Origin of the sequence: Ancylobacter sp. G4_0304 (assembly GCF_047501495.1) — a bacterium.
Taxonomy (GTDB): domain Bacteria; phylum Pseudomonadota; class Alphaproteobacteria; order Rhizobiales; family Xanthobacteraceae; genus Ancylobacter.
In genome coordinates this window covers 50756-64722 of the sequence record NZ_JAZDRM010000027.1, presented here as the reverse complement: position 1 = coordinate 64722, position 13967 = coordinate 50756, and the positions used below count along the sequence as shown (strand labels likewise).

Sequence of the window (13967 nt, the reverse complement as noted above, 5' to 3'; positions counted from 1 at the left end):
GCCGAGCGATCCATCCCGGCCTTATGGGACGCCATCGGCCGCCTCATCGACCTCGTCACGCCAAACGAAGCCGCAAATTTCTTCGCCGCGGCTGGGTATGAGCCGGATTAAACCGAAAATGCTCTAGGTCAATACCTACATCTTTTGCTGCATCGACAAGCACAGCATGCGCAGGTAATTTATTGCCTACAAATTTTTCGTAGAGTCTCTGAAATGGTTCAATTCCGGTAATCGCAAGTTCAACTCGAGAACGAGACTGCTCACGCAATGTGATCTGCTCATCAACCGCCTTTTGCCCCGCTGGAGTCAGTTCGATATTCTCAGCTTGCACTCCACCTTTGGTAAGTCCATAGCGCCCAGCATTAATGATAAGCTGCCTCGATCCTCCACTTTCGGGAGACTTTCCAAGTTGATCAAATAGTGTCAATCGCTTGACAGGCTGACCACTTCCAATGCGGAATATCGCTTTTGCAAACTCGAGAGGTTCCTCGAATGTCGAGGCCGGGAACGATCTTTGTGATCGCCTTTTCTTAAGAACTGTTTCGGCCTTCGAAGGAGAAGATTTTTCTTCAGTTGACTCAGCGTGTTTAGTTTGTTTGGCCATTTCCCACTCCCACCGCAAGAAACTTGCGGCGTCCCCGCCGCAGATTGGGAAGGTAATTGGGGGAATGATTGGACGTCAAACGCCGAAGGTATCGATCATCATAATTGGGCATGCATGCCGTCTAGCGTTCTTGGGTTCGTCCCGTCACCATTCCGCCGAACTCGCCCGCCACCAATCGGCGCTCCGATCCTCGCACCGCCGGTGACGCCTTGTCCCATCGCCTGTTCGCCGCCTGCCTAACCTTCGTGCTGGCGCTCGCCGCGCTCATCGGCCCCGCGGCCGCCCATCCCCACGTCTGGGTCGAGGTGCGCTCCGAGCTCGACTATGCGCCGGATGGCACTCTCAAGGGCGTGCGCCATAACTGGACCTTCGACGAGGCGTTCTCCTCCTTCGCGCTGCAGGGCCTGCCGACCAAGGCGGACGGCTCGCCGAGCGACGAGACGCTGAAGGACCTCGCCAAGGTGAACATCGATTCCCTCAAGGAGTTCGACTATTTCACCTATGCCAAGCGGGGAAAGACCGATGTCGCGTTCCTGCCGCCGACGGAGGATTACACGCTCACCTATGACGGCAAGTCGCTGACGCTGCATTTCACCCTGCCCTTCGCCACGCCGCAGGCGAAGAAGGGCGCGCTGACGCTGGATGTCTACGACCCGACCTATTTCGTCGCCTTCCAGCTCGCCGACGAGGCCCCGATCACGCTGGCCGGCAATGCGCAGGACTGCGCGTTGACGCTGCACCGGCCGGATCCCGCGGTCGGCCAGACCACCACGCTGAGCGAGAGCTTCTTCAGCGCGCTGACCGCGACCTCGGAATTCGGCTCGCAATTCGCCAACCGGGTCACGGTGACCTGCTCGTGAGGCGCGCCCTCGCCGCCGCGCTGGCGCTGCTCGGCGCGGCGCTGCTCGTTCATCCGGCGCTGGCGCAAGCGAGCCCGTTCGGCGTCGGCGCGGGCCCGGCAGAACCGGGTGGCATCGCCGGCTTCATCCTCGCCAAGCAGGCGGAATTCTACCGGTTGCTGACCAGCGCGGTGCGGCAGGCCAAGGCGGACGGCGACGCGCTGTACCTGCTCGGCGCAATCTCCTTCGCCTATGGCGTGTTCCACGCCGCCGGCCCCGGCCATGGCAAGGCGGTCATCTCCTCCTACCTCCTCGCCAATGAGGCGACGTGGAAGCGTGGCGTCGGCCTCGCCTTCGCCAGCGCGCTGGCGCAGTCACTCACCGCTATCCTCATCGCCGGCCTGTTCGCGGCGGTGCTGGGCACCACGGCCGCGACCATGAGCCTGGCGGTCAGCTATATCGAGATCGCGGCTTATGGCCTTCTCGTCGCGCTCGGCGCGCGGCTGAGCTTCCTCAAGGCGCGGGCGCTGGTCGCGGCGTGGCGGGGCACGCCGGCTCATGTCCACGGGCCGGAGTGCGGCTGCGCGGACGGCCATGCCCATATGCCCGACCCCGCCGACCTGCCCGAGCGCGGCGGCTGGCGCGACTGGGCGGTGGCGGTGCTGTCGGTCGGGCTGCGGCCGTGCACCGGGGCGATCCTGGTGCTGGTGTTCTCTCTGGCGCAGGGCATCTTCTGGGTGGGCGCGGCGTCCACCCTTCTGATGGGGCTCGGCACCGCGCTCACCGTGAGCGCCATCGCCGCGATCGCGGTGTTCGCCAAGCATCTGGCGGTGCGCCTCGCCGCCAACCGGCCCGGCGCGGGCGCCGGCGTGCTGCTGCGCGGCGTGGAGCTGGCGAGCGCGCTGGCGCTCACCGCCTTCGGCCTCGCCTTGCTGTTCGGCTTCATGGCAGCCGAGCGGCTGGCGCTGGGATAGCGCCGCCCTCGCCTGCCCGTACGCTCAGTCCTTCAGATAGTCGTAGACCACCTTGCCGAGGCCGAGCGTGAGATCGGTGCGGAAATGCGCGGCGGAGATCACCTCCAGCACCGGGAGCTGGGCCACCGTGCACAGCGCGTGCGGGAACAGGCCAAGCGCGGCCGGGCCGGTCCAGGCCTCCTTCACCACGAGGTCCTCCAGATAATACTCGACCAGCTCCAGCACCCGCGCCGAGCCGTCGACATGGGGGATGATCTTGAGCATCCAGTTCGGGGCCAGCAGCGATTTGTGCAGGGCGTCGAGGTCCAGCGCCTCGTATTTGTAGCCCATGGTGGCGCTGGTGCAGAGCACGCTGCCGTAATGCAGGCTGCCGACCAGCGTGTCGCTCTCCACCTGCAGCTTGGGCTTGGCGATCTTCTTGGGGAAGCCCCACAGCTCGCGCCCGCCGGCGGTCGGCGCCTCGTCATCGAGATACATGGAGTGGACGTAGCCGCCCTTGACGCCGTTGAACTCGACCGGGATCACCTGCCCGGTCTCGGTGTAGTCGCCGAAGCCGGTGGAATCCGGCATGCGGATGAACTCATATTTGACGATCGGGTCCACCACCTTCAGCGGCTCCGGCACCACCTTGGCCAGCGCGGCCGGGTCGGTGCGGTAGGTGATGACGAAGAACTCGCGATTGAAGAAGCGGTACGGCCCCCGGGGATAGGAGGGGCTGGTCAGCGGCATGGAATAGGCTTTGGCGCGGACGTCCTCGATCTTCATGGCGAATACCCTCTCCAGAAACGGTATCGCGACGGTAGTCGATCGGGCCGGGAGGCAATAGTCCCAATTAGGTCATGCAAGCGACATGTTATCCCGAAGCCATAGCCGGCTTCAGAGCACCAGCAAGCCGGCGCCGCCATCCTCCGCGCCGATCGCCAGCGCGCCGCCATCGGCCCGCCATGCCAGCGCCGAGACCGGCGAACCGCCGGGCGCCCGCACCAGTATTTCCGCGCCGTCGGCGACGCGCACCATCAGCGCGAGCCCGTCCTCATAGCCGACCGCGATCACCTCCTCCTTGAGATGGGCGGCGACCGCCGAGACCCGCACATCGCGCGGCGCGAGCATGGTCGGCTGCTTGCCCATCGGGCCTTCCTTGCTGGCGAACGGCCAGAGAATGGCCTCGGTCGAGCCGGAAGTGGCGAGGAAGCGCCCGCCGGGCGTGAATTCCATGGTGCGCACGCGCGCAGGATAGCCGGACATGCGCATGTGCTGCCCGTCCGGCAGCCGCCAGCCGTGAAGCGCCGGCTCCTGCATGGTGGTGACGACGAAGTGCGCTTCCGGGTGCCAGATCACACCGCGATGCGAACCCTTCCACTCCAGCAGCTCGGGCTTGGCCACCGCATTGGGGAACCACAGCGTCGCGCCGCCATAATGGGCGATGGCGAGCCGCGTGCCCTTGGGCGCGAAGGCGAGGCCGCCGACGGTTGAGGGCACCTCGACCGATTTGGCCGCGCCCTTCACCGGCTGGAAATGCGCGGTCTTGCCGAAGGAGAACGCGAACGAGCCGTCCGGCCCCGCCGCCACATGGTCGATCCAGCGCCCCTTCTGCTCGAACAGCGTCTCGACGGAGCCGTCGCCACGCGTTGCCACCACCCGGCCGTCATCGCCGCCGGTGAGCACGCGCCGGGCATCGCCGGAAACCGAGAGCACGGAGCCGCCATGGGCGGTGACGCGGGTCTCGCCCTCGCCCGCCAGCACGATGTCGCCCTGGCCCAGCACGAAGGCGGCGCTCGCCCCGAGGAAACGGATGCCGGCCACCGCGCCGCCGAAATCGAACGGGCGCAGCTTCGAGGTCAGCGAGGACGGCGTGGAGGCGGCGGTGGTGTAGGAGGCCATGGCACTTTCGGCGTCGTTGCAGCGTCAGGCCGGGTTAGCCCAAAACGGCGGCCGCGTCACGCCTGAGCGCAGCACCCGGCCTCTCATCATCCCGGAACGGCCGACAGGCCGTATCCGGGACCGCGAAACCGGGGAGCGATCCCGGCTCTGCGCCAGGCTCGCGCCGGGATGACGGCACGATCGGACACTTCACGCCACGCAGGACAGGAAGCCGTCCTGCAGCGCCTTGTCGTCGAGCTGGCGGCCGATGAAGACGATGCGGCTCGTCTTGGGCTCGCCGTCCTTCCACGGGCGCTGATGATCGCCGTCGAGGATCATGTGCACGCCCTGAAACACGAAGCGGTCCGGATCGTTCTTGAACGCCAGAATGCCCTTGGAGCGCAGGATGTTTGCCCCCTCGCGCTGGGTCAGCTCCTGAATCCACGGGAAGAACTTGTCCGGGTCCAGCGGCTTGTCGGACGAGAACGACACCGAGCGCATGTCCTCGTCGTGGAAATGCTTGTGGCCGCCTTCGAGGAAGTCGGGATCGATCGCGGTGATGCGGTCGAGGTCGAACGCGCCCTGTCCCAGAACCTTGTCGATGGCGATGTCCGAGCGCTGAGTGCGGTGGATGCGCGCGAACGGGTTGATGGCGCGGATGCGCATCTCGACATCCTTGAGCTCGGTTTCCGACACGAGGTCGGTCTTGTTGAGCAGGATGACGTCCGCAAAGGCGATCTGGTTCTTGGCCTCGGGGGCGTCCTTGAGCCGGTCCTTCAGCCATTTGGCGTCGGCGACGGTGACCACGGCGTCGAGCGCGGTCTTGGCGCCCACGGTCTCGTCGACGAAGAAGGTCTGCGCCACCGGGGCGGGATCGGCGAGGCCGGTGGTCTCGACGATGATGCCGTCGAAGCCGTCCTTGCGCTTGAGCAGGCCGTCGATGATGCGGATCAGGTCGCCGCGTACGGTGCAGCAGATGCAGCCGTTGTTCATCTCGAACACTTCCTCGTCGGCGCCGACAACGAGGTCGTTGTCGATGCCGATCTCGCCGAACTCGTTCACGACCACGGCGAATTTCTTGCCGTGCGGCTCGGAGAGGATGCGGTTGAGCAGCGTGGTCTTGCCCGCGCCCAGATAGCCGGTGAGCACGGTGACGGGAATCTTGGTGGTCTCGGCCTCAGCCATCGAACGGTCTCCAATCTCTCAAACGCGTCATCCCGGACGCCGCGTGCGGCGATCCGGGATCGTTGTCCACTCTCGTCGGACGATCCCGGGCCGCGCCGCTGGCGCGTCCGGGATGACGGCAATCAGGCGTCGGTCAGCTCGACAGTGCCGCGGACAGCTGGCGGATGTTGTTCTGCATCATGTCGATGTAGGTGCTCGCCGGGCCTTTGTCATCGGAGAGCGCATCGGAATACAGCGTGCCGCCGATCTTGGCGCCGGTCTCCTGCGAGATGCGCTTGACGAGACGCGGATCGGAGATGTTCTCGACGAACACCGCCGGCACCTTCTCGGCTTTGATCTGGCGGATGATGCGGGCCACGTCCTTCGCCGAGGCCTCCGCCTCGGTCGAGACGCCCTGCGGCGCGATGAACGCGACGCCATAGGCATTGCCGAAATAGCCGAAGGCGTCATGCGAGGTGATGATGCGGCGGCGCGCCTCGGGGATCGCCGCCACCGCCGCCTTCACCTGCGCCTCCAGCGCGTCGAGCTTCGCCGTATAGGCCGCCGCGTTGGCCTCGTATTCCGCCTTGCCGGCCGGATCGGCCGCGATCAGCCCGTCACGGATATTGGCGACATAGACCTTTGCATTGGCGATGGACTGCCAGGCATGGGGATCGGTCGGGCCGTGATCGTGGCCATCATGGTCGTGCGCGGCATGATCCTCGCCCTTGGCATGATCGTCATGCTTGGCGTGATCGTCATGCTTTGCATGATCGTCGTGGCCATGGGCGTGACCCTCCTCTTCCTCCTCGAACGCCAGCGGCTTGATGCCGGTGGTGGCGACCACCACCTCCGCTTTCGTGCCCGAGGCCTTCACCAGCCGGTCCAGCCAGCCCTCGAAGCCGAGGCCGTTGACGAAGACCAGCTTGGCGGCCGCCACCTTCTTGGCGTCGGCGGGGGCGGGCTGGAACACATGGGCGTCGCCGTCCGGCCCGACCAGCGTGGTCACCGCCACGCGGTCACCGCCGACATTCTTCACGAGATCGCCGAGGATGGAGAAGGAAGCGACGACCGGCAGCTTGTCCTGCTGGGCATTTGCAGGAACGGCCAGCGCGGTCAGGCCGAGCGCGAGGACGGCACCGGCGAGGGAACGGCGGGTGAGCATGGGGATAAGCTCCTTCAGGCTTCGAGATGACGGCGCGGCACGAGGCGGAGCAGCAGCCCGCCGACCGGCCCGATCAGCACCGACAGCGCATAGGCGCCGCCGGCAACGAGGATGATCGCCGGGCCCGAGGGCACCCCGGCGTGATAGGAGACCAGCAGGCCGACCACGCCGGAGGCGCAGGCGATCAGCACCGAGAGGATCACCATCGCAGTCAGGTCGCGCGCCCAGAACCGGGCGGTGGCCGCCGGCAGCATCATCAGCCCGACCGCCAGCAGCGTGCCGAGCGCGTGGAAGCCGCCCACCAGGTTCAGCACCACCAGCGCCAGGAACACCAGATGCGTCGGCGCCCCTGCGGCGCTCACCGAGCGCAGGAAGCCGGGATCGACGCTCTCCAGCACCAGCGGGCGCCACAGCACGGCGAGCACCACCAGCGAGAGCGAGGAGATCGAGACGATGAGCAGCAGCGTCGCATCGTCCAGCGCCAGCACCGTGCCGAACAGCACGTGCAGCAGGTCGACATTGGAGCCGCGCAGCGACACCAGCAGCACGCCGAGCGCCAGCGAGATAAGGTAAAACGCCGCGAGCGCGGCATCCTCCTTCATCTGCGTGGCACGGGCGATGGCCCCGGCGCCGAGCGCCACCGCGAAGCCCGCCACCAGCCCGCCCACGGTCATCGCCCACAGATTGAGGCCCGCCGCCAGAAAGCCGACCGCCGCGCCGGGCAGGATGGCGTGCGCCATGGCGTCGCCGGCCAGGCTCATCCGCCGCAGCATCATCAGCACCCCGACCGGACCGGCGCCGAGCCCGAGCGCGATCACGCCCACCAGCGCGCGGCGCATGAAGTCGAATTCGGCGAAGGGGGCGACGAGAAGATCGTAGGGGTTCATGCCGCCACCCCGGTCTCACGGGCCTGCGGCGCCGCGCAGGCGGCCGCGCTCTCGTCCCACGCCTCGCACATGCGCCGGGCGCGGCTGAGATTCTCGTTCGTCAATGCCTCGCGCGTGTCGCACCACGCCACTTCCTCGCGGGCAAGCAGCAGCGTGCGCGGAAAATGGCCGCGCACCAGCTCCATGTCGTGCAGCACCGCGACCACGGTGCGGCCCTCGCTGTGCCAGCGCTGGATCAGGGCGAGCAGGTCGGCGCTGGTGGCGGCATCGACCGCGGTGAAAGGCTCGTCCAGCAGGATCAGCCGCGCATCCTGCAGCAGCAGCCGGGCGAACAGGGCGCGCTGCATCTGCCCGCCGGACAGCGTGCCGATGGGCCGGGCCTCGAAGCCGGCGAGCCCGACGGTCGCGATGGCTTCGGCGATGCGCCCGCGATCCGCGCGCGAGATGCCGCCGAACAGGCCGGTGCGCCGCCACAGCCCCATCGCCACCAGATCGTAGACGTCGATGGGAAAGGAGCGGTCGAGTTCGGCCGCCTGCGGCAGATAGGCGATATCGCGGCGCGGCAGCGCGCCGTGGATCGTGCCCGACAGCGGCGCCAGCACGCCGGCGATCGCCTTCAGCAGCGTCGACTTGCCGGCCCCGTTCGGCCCGCACACCGCCAGCAGGTCGCCCTCAGTGACCTCGCCGTCGAGATGATGCACGGCGGGATGGCGGTCATAGCCGAGGGTGAGGTCGCGAAAGGCCAGCAAGTTCATGACGAAGCCCCTCCCCACGCCACGAGGGCGGTCGCCGCCCACAGCAGGCCGGCAAGCGGCAGCGCGATGGCGAGCCGCTGCCACGCCGAGAGCCGCAGCAGCGAGGGCGCCGGCCGCGCCGGCGGGTGATGCTGGCCGGGGGCGTGGGAATGCGCGTGAGAATGGGGATGGGCATGGGAATGCGCGCCGTGCGTGGCCGCGGGAGCCTCGTCGGAACCGTGATGGCGGCCGTGATCATGCGCGTGATCATGGCCCGCGCCATGGCGATGGGCGCGACCGGTCGGGGACAGCACGGGGGAAGCGGCAGGCGCAGGCGACATGAACAACTCCATTGGGCGGAGTGATACAACATATCAATCCGGCCCGTCCAGCAGAATGATATGTTGTATCAATCTCATCTCGAAAGCCGCAGCCCACCGCGCTCTCCGCCGAAATGAGGGTTGTTCCCGGTCTCGACGCCGCGCGCGTGGCGACCTATAGGGAAGCGCTTTTAGCCGGCGCGCCCGGCCTGTTCGATCTGGAGCCTGCTCATGGACCTTTCCCGCATCTCGGCCGGACCGAATCCGCCGGAAGAAGTACACGCCATCATCGAGATCCCCGCCGGCGGCCCGCCGGTGAAGTACGAGATCGACAAGGATTCCGGCGCGCTCTTCGTCGACCGCTTCCTGCACACGCCGATGTTCTACCCGGCGAATTACGGCTTCATCCCGCAGACGCTCGGCGATGACGGCGATCCGCTCGACGTGCTGGTCATCACCCCCTATCCGCTGGTGGCGGGCTCGGTGATTGCGTGCCGCCCGGTCGGCGTGCTGGAGATGACCGACGAGAAGGGCGGCGACGAGAAGATCCTCGCCGTGCCGGCCGACAGCGTCTACCCGATCTACAAGTCGGTGAAGAACGCGACCGACCTGCCGGCGCTGGTGATCGACCAGATCGGCCATTTCTTCAGCCGCTACAAGGATCTGGAGAAGGGCAAGACCGTGACGATCAAGGGTTGGGCCGATGCCGCGCGCGCCCATGAGATCATCAAGTCCGGCCTCGCCGCCTACAAGTGAGACCGCGCGTCCCCGGGACGTTGTGACGAAGGCCCGGAGCCGCGCTCCGGGCCTTTTGCTTATTCAACCGGCAAAGCCGATATGCGCCAGCGCCTTGCGCAGGCCGGCGCCGACCGTGACGCCCTCGCGCGCGGCCCTCTCCCGGTTGGCGACGCGCCGCGTGCCGGGAAGCCGGGCGCCGGGCTCGTCCTCGATCAGCGCGGCGAGCCGCTCGATGTGGTCGAGATAGGCCGCGCCGGCGATGCGCGCCGGATCAATGGCGATCACCACATGGCCGATGGCCGGCGGCGGGCCCTCGCCGTCGAACAGGCTGGGCATGTCCGCCGCGAAGGTCGAGGCGGTGATTGCCGCCGCCATCACCTCGATGATGAAGGCCAGCGCCGTGCCCTTGGCCTCGCCCATCGGCACCATGGTCCCGGCAAGCCCCGCCTTGGCGTCGGTGGTCGGGTTGCCGTCGCTGTCGAGCGCCCAACCTTCGGGAATGGCATCGCCGCGCTGCGCGGCGGCGAGGATCGGCCCGCGCGCCACCTTGGACACCGACAGGTCGACCACCGCGGGCGGGCGGCCGCGCAGCGGCGTACCGAAGGCGAGCGGATTGGTGCCGAACACGGCGCGCCGCCCGCCGGCCGGGGCGATCGAGGCCGGGGCATTGGTGAAGGCGAGCGCCACGAGCCCGCGCTCGGCGAGCTTCTCCACCGGCTGGCCGGCAACGCCGAAATGATTGGAGCGGCGCACCGCCATCAGCCCGATTCCGGCCTCGCGCGCGATCGCCTCCAACTGCGGCAGGCCGAGTTCCAGCGCGGGATACGCGAAGCCGTTGCCGGCATCGACCGCCAGCACCGCCGGTGCCGCCCGCCAGGCGCGCGGCACGGCATGGCCGTCGATCTTGCCGCTCGCCACCATGGCGGAATAGCTCGGCAGCCGGGTCAGGCCGTGGCCGCCCAGCCCGTCGGCCTCCGCCGCGATCAGCGCGCGGGCGGTGGCCGTCGCGTTCGCCGCATTGGCGCCGAAGCGCTGCAGCACGCGGGAGGCGTAGTCGGTCGCCTGCTCCAGGGTGAGATGTAGATCGGCCAGCGCGGCGGGGGAGGCATGGTCCATCTAGAGCGCTCCTCCGCCCAGCGGCCCGGCAGCAAGCCGGGACAGATCGAATCTCTGCACATCGGCCAGCAGCTCGACGAAGGCGCGCGCGCCGTAGAGCGCGCAGGCCTCGCCCTTCTCAAGGCTCGCCTGCGTCGCGTCGCCCATCGCCCCGCTCGGCTGGATATCCTGCGACATCCAGCCGAAGCCGGCCGGCGTGCCGGCGCGCAGGAACGCGAATTCCTGCTCCATCGCCAGCGTCACCGGCGGGAAGTCCGCGATCTCGTCCTCGTTCACGGTGTCCGGGCGGAAGGCGAGCATCAGCGAGGTCTCCACCCCGCCGGCATGAATGCCGTGCTGGCGCTCGGTATTGGTGAACAGCCCCTCCGGGTAGCCGAAGCGATGCCACGACACGGTGACCGCCAGCATGCCGAGCCGCGCGCGCAGGTCGCGCGTCACAATGTCGAGGATCGGCACGTTGCCGCCGTGGGAATTCACGATCACCAGCTTGCGCAGGCCGGCGCGGTGCACACTCTCGCCGATCTCGGTCCACAGGCGGATGATGGTCTCGGCCGACAGGGTGAGCGTGCCGGGAAAATGGATGTGCTCGTTGGACTTGCCGATGGCCTGCATCGGCAGGAACACGGCCGGAATGTCGGCCGGCAGCAGCTTCATCGCCTCGTCGAGATAGCCCTGCCCGATATAGGCGTCGACGCCGACCGGCAGATGCGGTCCGTGCTGCTCCACCGCCGAGACCGGCAGAACGGCGATCCAGTTCTCGGTGTCGCCGGCCGCGAAATCGGTCCAGGCGAGTTCGGTCCAGAAACGTTTGGGAGGCATGGCGTCAAGGTCCGGCTGCTGCGCTGCCGCGCCTTCTAGCAAGGAACGCGCCCGGCCCCAACCATTCCGCCCGGGACGGCGGCCGGCAATCTGGTTGACAAGGAAACTTTATATGAGTAGTTTCCTTGGCAACAAATGAGGCTGCCATGTTGCCCACCCCCGCGCCGCTCACCGGCCATCTCGGCTACTGGCTGCGCCTCGTCTCTAATCAGGTGTCGCACAGCTTCGCCCGCCGTTTGGCGGAGCACGACGTCACCACGGCCGAATGGGTGGTGCTGCGCGAGCTATACGACGCGCAGGCGCTGGCCCCGAGCCGGCTCGCCGACCGGCTCGGCCTGACGCGCGGCGCGGTGAGCAAGCTCGCCGACCGGCTGATCGCCAAGGCGCTGCTGGCGCGCGCCGCCCATGAGAGCGACGGGCGCGCCCACACCCTCGCCCTCACCCCGCGCGGCCGGGCGCTGGTGCCCGCGCTCGCCGCAACGGCCGACGCCAATGACGCGCAGTTCTTCGGCCATCTCGCGCCCGACCAGCGTCGCGCGCTGGAAGAAACACTGCGCGAGATCGTCGCGCGCCAGGGGCTGAGCGCCCATCCCATCGACTGAACCACGGGAGATCCGAATGAGCACGCCGACACAGGACGCCATTCGCCGCTGCCACGACGCCACGGCGAGCGGCAGCATGGATTTTCCTCAGATCGTCGCCGTCCTCGCCGCCGCCGGGGTCGAGGGCTACATGGTGGATTTCCGCCGGGCCACGCAGACCTACTACCTGCCCGACGGCGGCAGCGTCGAACTCCCCGCCCGGCCGGTCGCGCCGCCGGCCGCCGCCTTCGACGAGGCCGCCATCGCGGCGGCGGTGCGCGAGGCGCAAGAGAAGGTCGCGGGCTACAGCTATGCCGGCTTCTGCGCCAAGGTCAGCGCCGCCGGCTGCGCCGGCTACATGGTGTCGTTTTCCGGCCGGCGAGCGGTCTATTTCGGCCGCACCGCGCAAACCCATGTCGAACACTTCCCGCAGGCGGCGTGAGCGGGGCTACGCCTTCGCCGCCAGCACTTCCACCTCGACCTTGAATTCGGGCCGTGTGAAGCCGGAGACGATCATCAGCGTCGAGGCCGGCGGCGGATCGACGGTGAAGCGGTCGCGCGCCGCCATGTAGCCGGCCATGTGCGCGCGATCGGTGACATAGGCGTTGATCCGCACCACATCGGCCGCGCTCATGCCGGCCTCCGCGAGGCAGGCGGAGATGGCGCGGAAGCAGATCTCGGCCTGTTGTTCCGCGCTGTCGGGAATCGCGTCGTCCGCGCTGATGCCGAGCTGGCCGGAGACCAGCAGCAGCCGGGCGCCCGCCGGCACCTCGACCGCGTGGCTGTAGCGCGCGAAGGGGCGGCGGATGAGGGCGGGGAGGAGATGGCGCAGCATGCGCGCAGTCTAACGGCCCGGACTTTCCGCGCACAAGCGCGCATCGCGCTCCAAGCGGTATCGGCGGAGGGCAGGCACGGCGCCCCGCGCGCGTGCGAACAAGCTGGGCTGCAATTGGTTGAAATCCGGGCACTTTCCCGGCCACGCGGCGATTTATTCGCTGCGCGAACCGCTCTACACTGCGCCGCCGCCCACGCTCCACCGGGAGATTTTCGATGCGCTTCGCGCCGCGCCTGCGTTCCGCCATCCTCGCTTTTGCCGCGCTCGCGACCGCCGCCTTCGCGGCCCAGCCCGCCAGCGCCGCCGACAAGGTGACCTTCGGCACCAATTGGGTGGCGCAGGCCGAGCATGGCGGCTTCTACCAGGCGGTGGCGGACGGCACCTATGCCAAATACGGGCTGGACGTCACCATCGTCCCCGGCGGACCGCAGGCCAATAACCGGCTGCTGCTCCCCGTGGGCAAGATCGACTTCTACATGGGCGCCAACATGCTGCAGGCGTTCTCCTCGGTGGTGGAGGGCATCCCGACGCTCATCGTCGCAGCGCTGTTCCAGAAGGACCCACAGGTCCTGATCGCCCACCCGGACGTGACCAAGTTCGAGCAGCTCAAGGACAGGACGCTGTTCATCTCCAAGGAGGGGCTGGCGAGCTATTACCAGTGGCTGATCGCCGATTACGGCTTCAGCGAAAGCCAGGTGAAGCCCTACACCTTCAACGCCGCCCCCTTCCTCGCCGACAAGAACAGCGCCATGCAGGGTTATGTTACCTCGGAGCCTGACGCGGTGGAGCGCCAGGGCGGGTTCAAGCCCAGCCTGTTCCTGCTGGCCGATTACGGCTTCGACACCTATTCCACCACGATCGAGACTCGCAGCGAGTTGGTGAACAAGGACCCCGAGCTGGTGCAGCGCTTCGTCGATGCCTCGATCATCGGCTGGTACAATTATCTCTATGGCGACAACGCCGCCGCCAACGCGCTGATCAAAAAAGACAATCCCGAGATGACCGACGAGATGATCGCCTTCTCCATCGCCAAGATGAAGGAGTTCGGCATCGTCGATTCCGGGGACGCCAAGACGCTCGGCATCGGCGCTATGACCGACGCCAAGATCAAGAGCTTCTACGACAAGATGGTCAACGCCAAGGTCGTGCAGGCCAATATCGACTACAAGAAATCCTACACCACCCAGTTCGTGAACAAGGGCGTCGGCAAGGAGCTCGGGCCGAAGTGACATTGGCACCGGCCCATTGTCGTCATCCCGGACGGCCGCAGCCCGATCCGCGATCGCGTGAAATTCGGGAAACCATCCCGGCTCGCCTCTTCGCTTCGGCCG

The 13967-nt window shown here is 67.6% G+C and carries 16 protein-coding genes and 1 pseudogene; 7 read left to right on the top strand and 10 right to left on the bottom strand.

All coding sequences use genetic code 11. The features are described from left to right. From VRZ77_RS15760 to VRZ77_RS15750, 3 genes and pseudogenes are all read left to right on the top strand, one after another. Nucleotides 1–111, top strand: a pseudogene (locus VRZ77_RS15760) (IS630 family transposase); the annotation flags it as partial. 702 nt (nucleotides 112–813) lie between these two features. Then, entirely contained in the window at nucleotides 814–1464 is a 651-nt protein-coding gene (locus VRZ77_RS15755) for a DUF1007 family protein (protein WP_414593555.1), read from the top strand. Then, a complete protein-coding gene (locus VRZ77_RS15750) occupies nucleotides 1455–2417 on the top strand; it encodes a nickel/cobalt transporter (RefSeq protein ID WP_414593558.1) in 963 nt (320 codons plus the stop codon). Before VRZ77_RS15755 ends, VRZ77_RS15750 begins: the two co-directional genes overlap by 10 nt. 24 nt (nucleotides 2418–2441) lie before the next feature. Here VRZ77_RS15750 and VRZ77_RS15745 read toward each other — a convergent pair whose 3' ends face one another. The 7 genes from VRZ77_RS15745 to VRZ77_RS15715 all read right to left on the bottom strand — a co-directional run bounded on the left by VRZ77_RS15745 (nucleotide 2442) and on the right by VRZ77_RS15715 (nucleotide 8568). After that, entirely contained in the window at nucleotides 2442–3182 is a 741-nt protein-coding gene (locus VRZ77_RS15745; protein ID WP_414593554.1) for an acetoacetate decarboxylase, read from the bottom strand. Between the two features lie 111 nt (nucleotides 3183–3293). Further along, nucleotides 3294–4298: a WD40 repeat domain-containing protein gene (locus tag VRZ77_RS15740; RefSeq protein ID WP_414593553.1), complete on the bottom strand. Its 1005-nt coding sequence runs from the start codon at nucleotides 4296–4298 to the stop codon at nucleotides 3294–3296. Between the two features lie 189 nt (nucleotides 4299–4487). Further along, the gene (locus VRZ77_RS15735) at nucleotides 4488–5462 is read right to left on the bottom strand and encodes a CobW family GTP-binding protein (protein ID WP_414593552.1); all 975 of its coding nucleotides are present in this window, start codon (nucleotides 5460–5462) and stop codon (nucleotides 4488–4490) included. Nucleotides 5463–5595: 133 nt separating this feature from the next. Further along, nucleotides 5596–6606, bottom strand: a complete 1011-nt coding sequence (locus VRZ77_RS15730) for a metal ABC transporter substrate-binding protein (protein WP_414593551.1) — start codon at nucleotides 6604–6606, stop codon at nucleotides 5596–5598. Nucleotides 6607–6620: 14 nt separating this feature from the next. Beyond that, on the bottom strand, nucleotides 6621–7493 hold the full coding sequence (locus VRZ77_RS15725; RefSeq protein ID WP_414593550.1) for a metal ABC transporter permease: 873 nt from the start codon (nucleotides 7491–7493) through the stop codon (nucleotides 6621–6623). Next, nucleotides 7490–8248, bottom strand: a complete 759-nt coding sequence (gene aztA / locus VRZ77_RS15720; protein WP_414593549.1) for a zinc ABC transporter ATP-binding protein AztA — start codon at nucleotides 8246–8248, stop codon at nucleotides 7490–7492. The genes VRZ77_RS15725 and aztA overlap by 4 nt, the downstream gene beginning before the upstream one ends. Continuing rightward, entirely contained in the window at nucleotides 8245–8568 is a 324-nt protein-coding gene (locus VRZ77_RS15715; RefSeq protein ID WP_414593548.1) for a hypothetical protein, read from the bottom strand. The genes aztA and VRZ77_RS15715 overlap by 4 nt, the downstream gene beginning before the upstream one ends. Nucleotides 8569–8778: 210 nt before the next feature. Here VRZ77_RS15715 and ppa point away from each other — a divergent pair, with 210 nt between their 5' ends. Next, nucleotides 8779–9303, top strand: a complete 525-nt coding sequence (gene ppa, locus VRZ77_RS15710; RefSeq protein ID WP_414593547.1) for an inorganic diphosphatase — start codon at nucleotides 8779–8781, stop codon at nucleotides 9301–9303. Nucleotides 9304–9366: 63 nt separating this feature from the next. Here the strand turns inward: ppa and VRZ77_RS15705 are convergent, their stop codons facing one another. Together VRZ77_RS15705 and VRZ77_RS15700 are read right to left on the bottom strand one after the other, a co-directional pair. After that, a complete protein-coding gene (locus VRZ77_RS15705) occupies nucleotides 9367–10401 on the bottom strand; it encodes an Ldh family oxidoreductase (RefSeq protein WP_414593546.1) in 1035 nt (344 codons plus the stop codon). Next, nucleotides 10402–11220, bottom strand: coding sequence for a creatininase family protein (locus tag VRZ77_RS15700; RefSeq protein ID WP_414593545.1), 819 nt, complete (start codon nucleotides 11218–11220; stop codon nucleotides 10402–10404). Between the two features lie 146 nt (nucleotides 11221–11366). Between VRZ77_RS15700 and VRZ77_RS15695 the strand changes: the two genes are divergently transcribed. Both VRZ77_RS15695 and VRZ77_RS15690 read left to right on the top strand, forming a co-directional pair. Further along, nucleotides 11367–11822: a MarR family winged helix-turn-helix transcriptional regulator gene (locus tag VRZ77_RS15695; RefSeq protein ID WP_414593544.1), complete on the top strand. Its 456-nt coding sequence runs from the start codon at nucleotides 11367–11369 to the stop codon at nucleotides 11820–11822. A gap of 16 nt (nucleotides 11823–11838) precedes the next feature. Then, nucleotides 11839–12243: a DUF1398 domain-containing protein gene (locus VRZ77_RS15690; protein WP_414593543.1), complete on the top strand. Its 405-nt coding sequence runs from the start codon at nucleotides 11839–11841 to the stop codon at nucleotides 12241–12243. Between the two features lie 6 nt (nucleotides 12244–12249). Here the strand turns inward: VRZ77_RS15690 and VRZ77_RS15685 are convergent, their stop codons facing one another. After that, entirely contained in the window at nucleotides 12250–12636 is a 387-nt protein-coding gene (locus VRZ77_RS15685; RefSeq protein WP_414593542.1) for a RidA family protein, read from the bottom strand. A 215-nt stretch (nucleotides 12637–12851) separates the two neighbouring features. Here VRZ77_RS15685 and VRZ77_RS15680 point away from each other — a divergent pair, with 215 nt between their 5' ends. Continuing rightward, nucleotides 12852–13865 carry an ABC transporter substrate-binding protein gene (locus VRZ77_RS15680; RefSeq protein ID WP_414593541.1) on the top strand — a complete coding sequence of 338 codons (1014 nt, stop codon included), beginning with the start codon at nucleotides 12852–12854 and terminating at the stop codon, nucleotides 13863–13865. The last annotated feature ends 102 nt before the right edge of the window (nucleotides 13866–13967 follow it).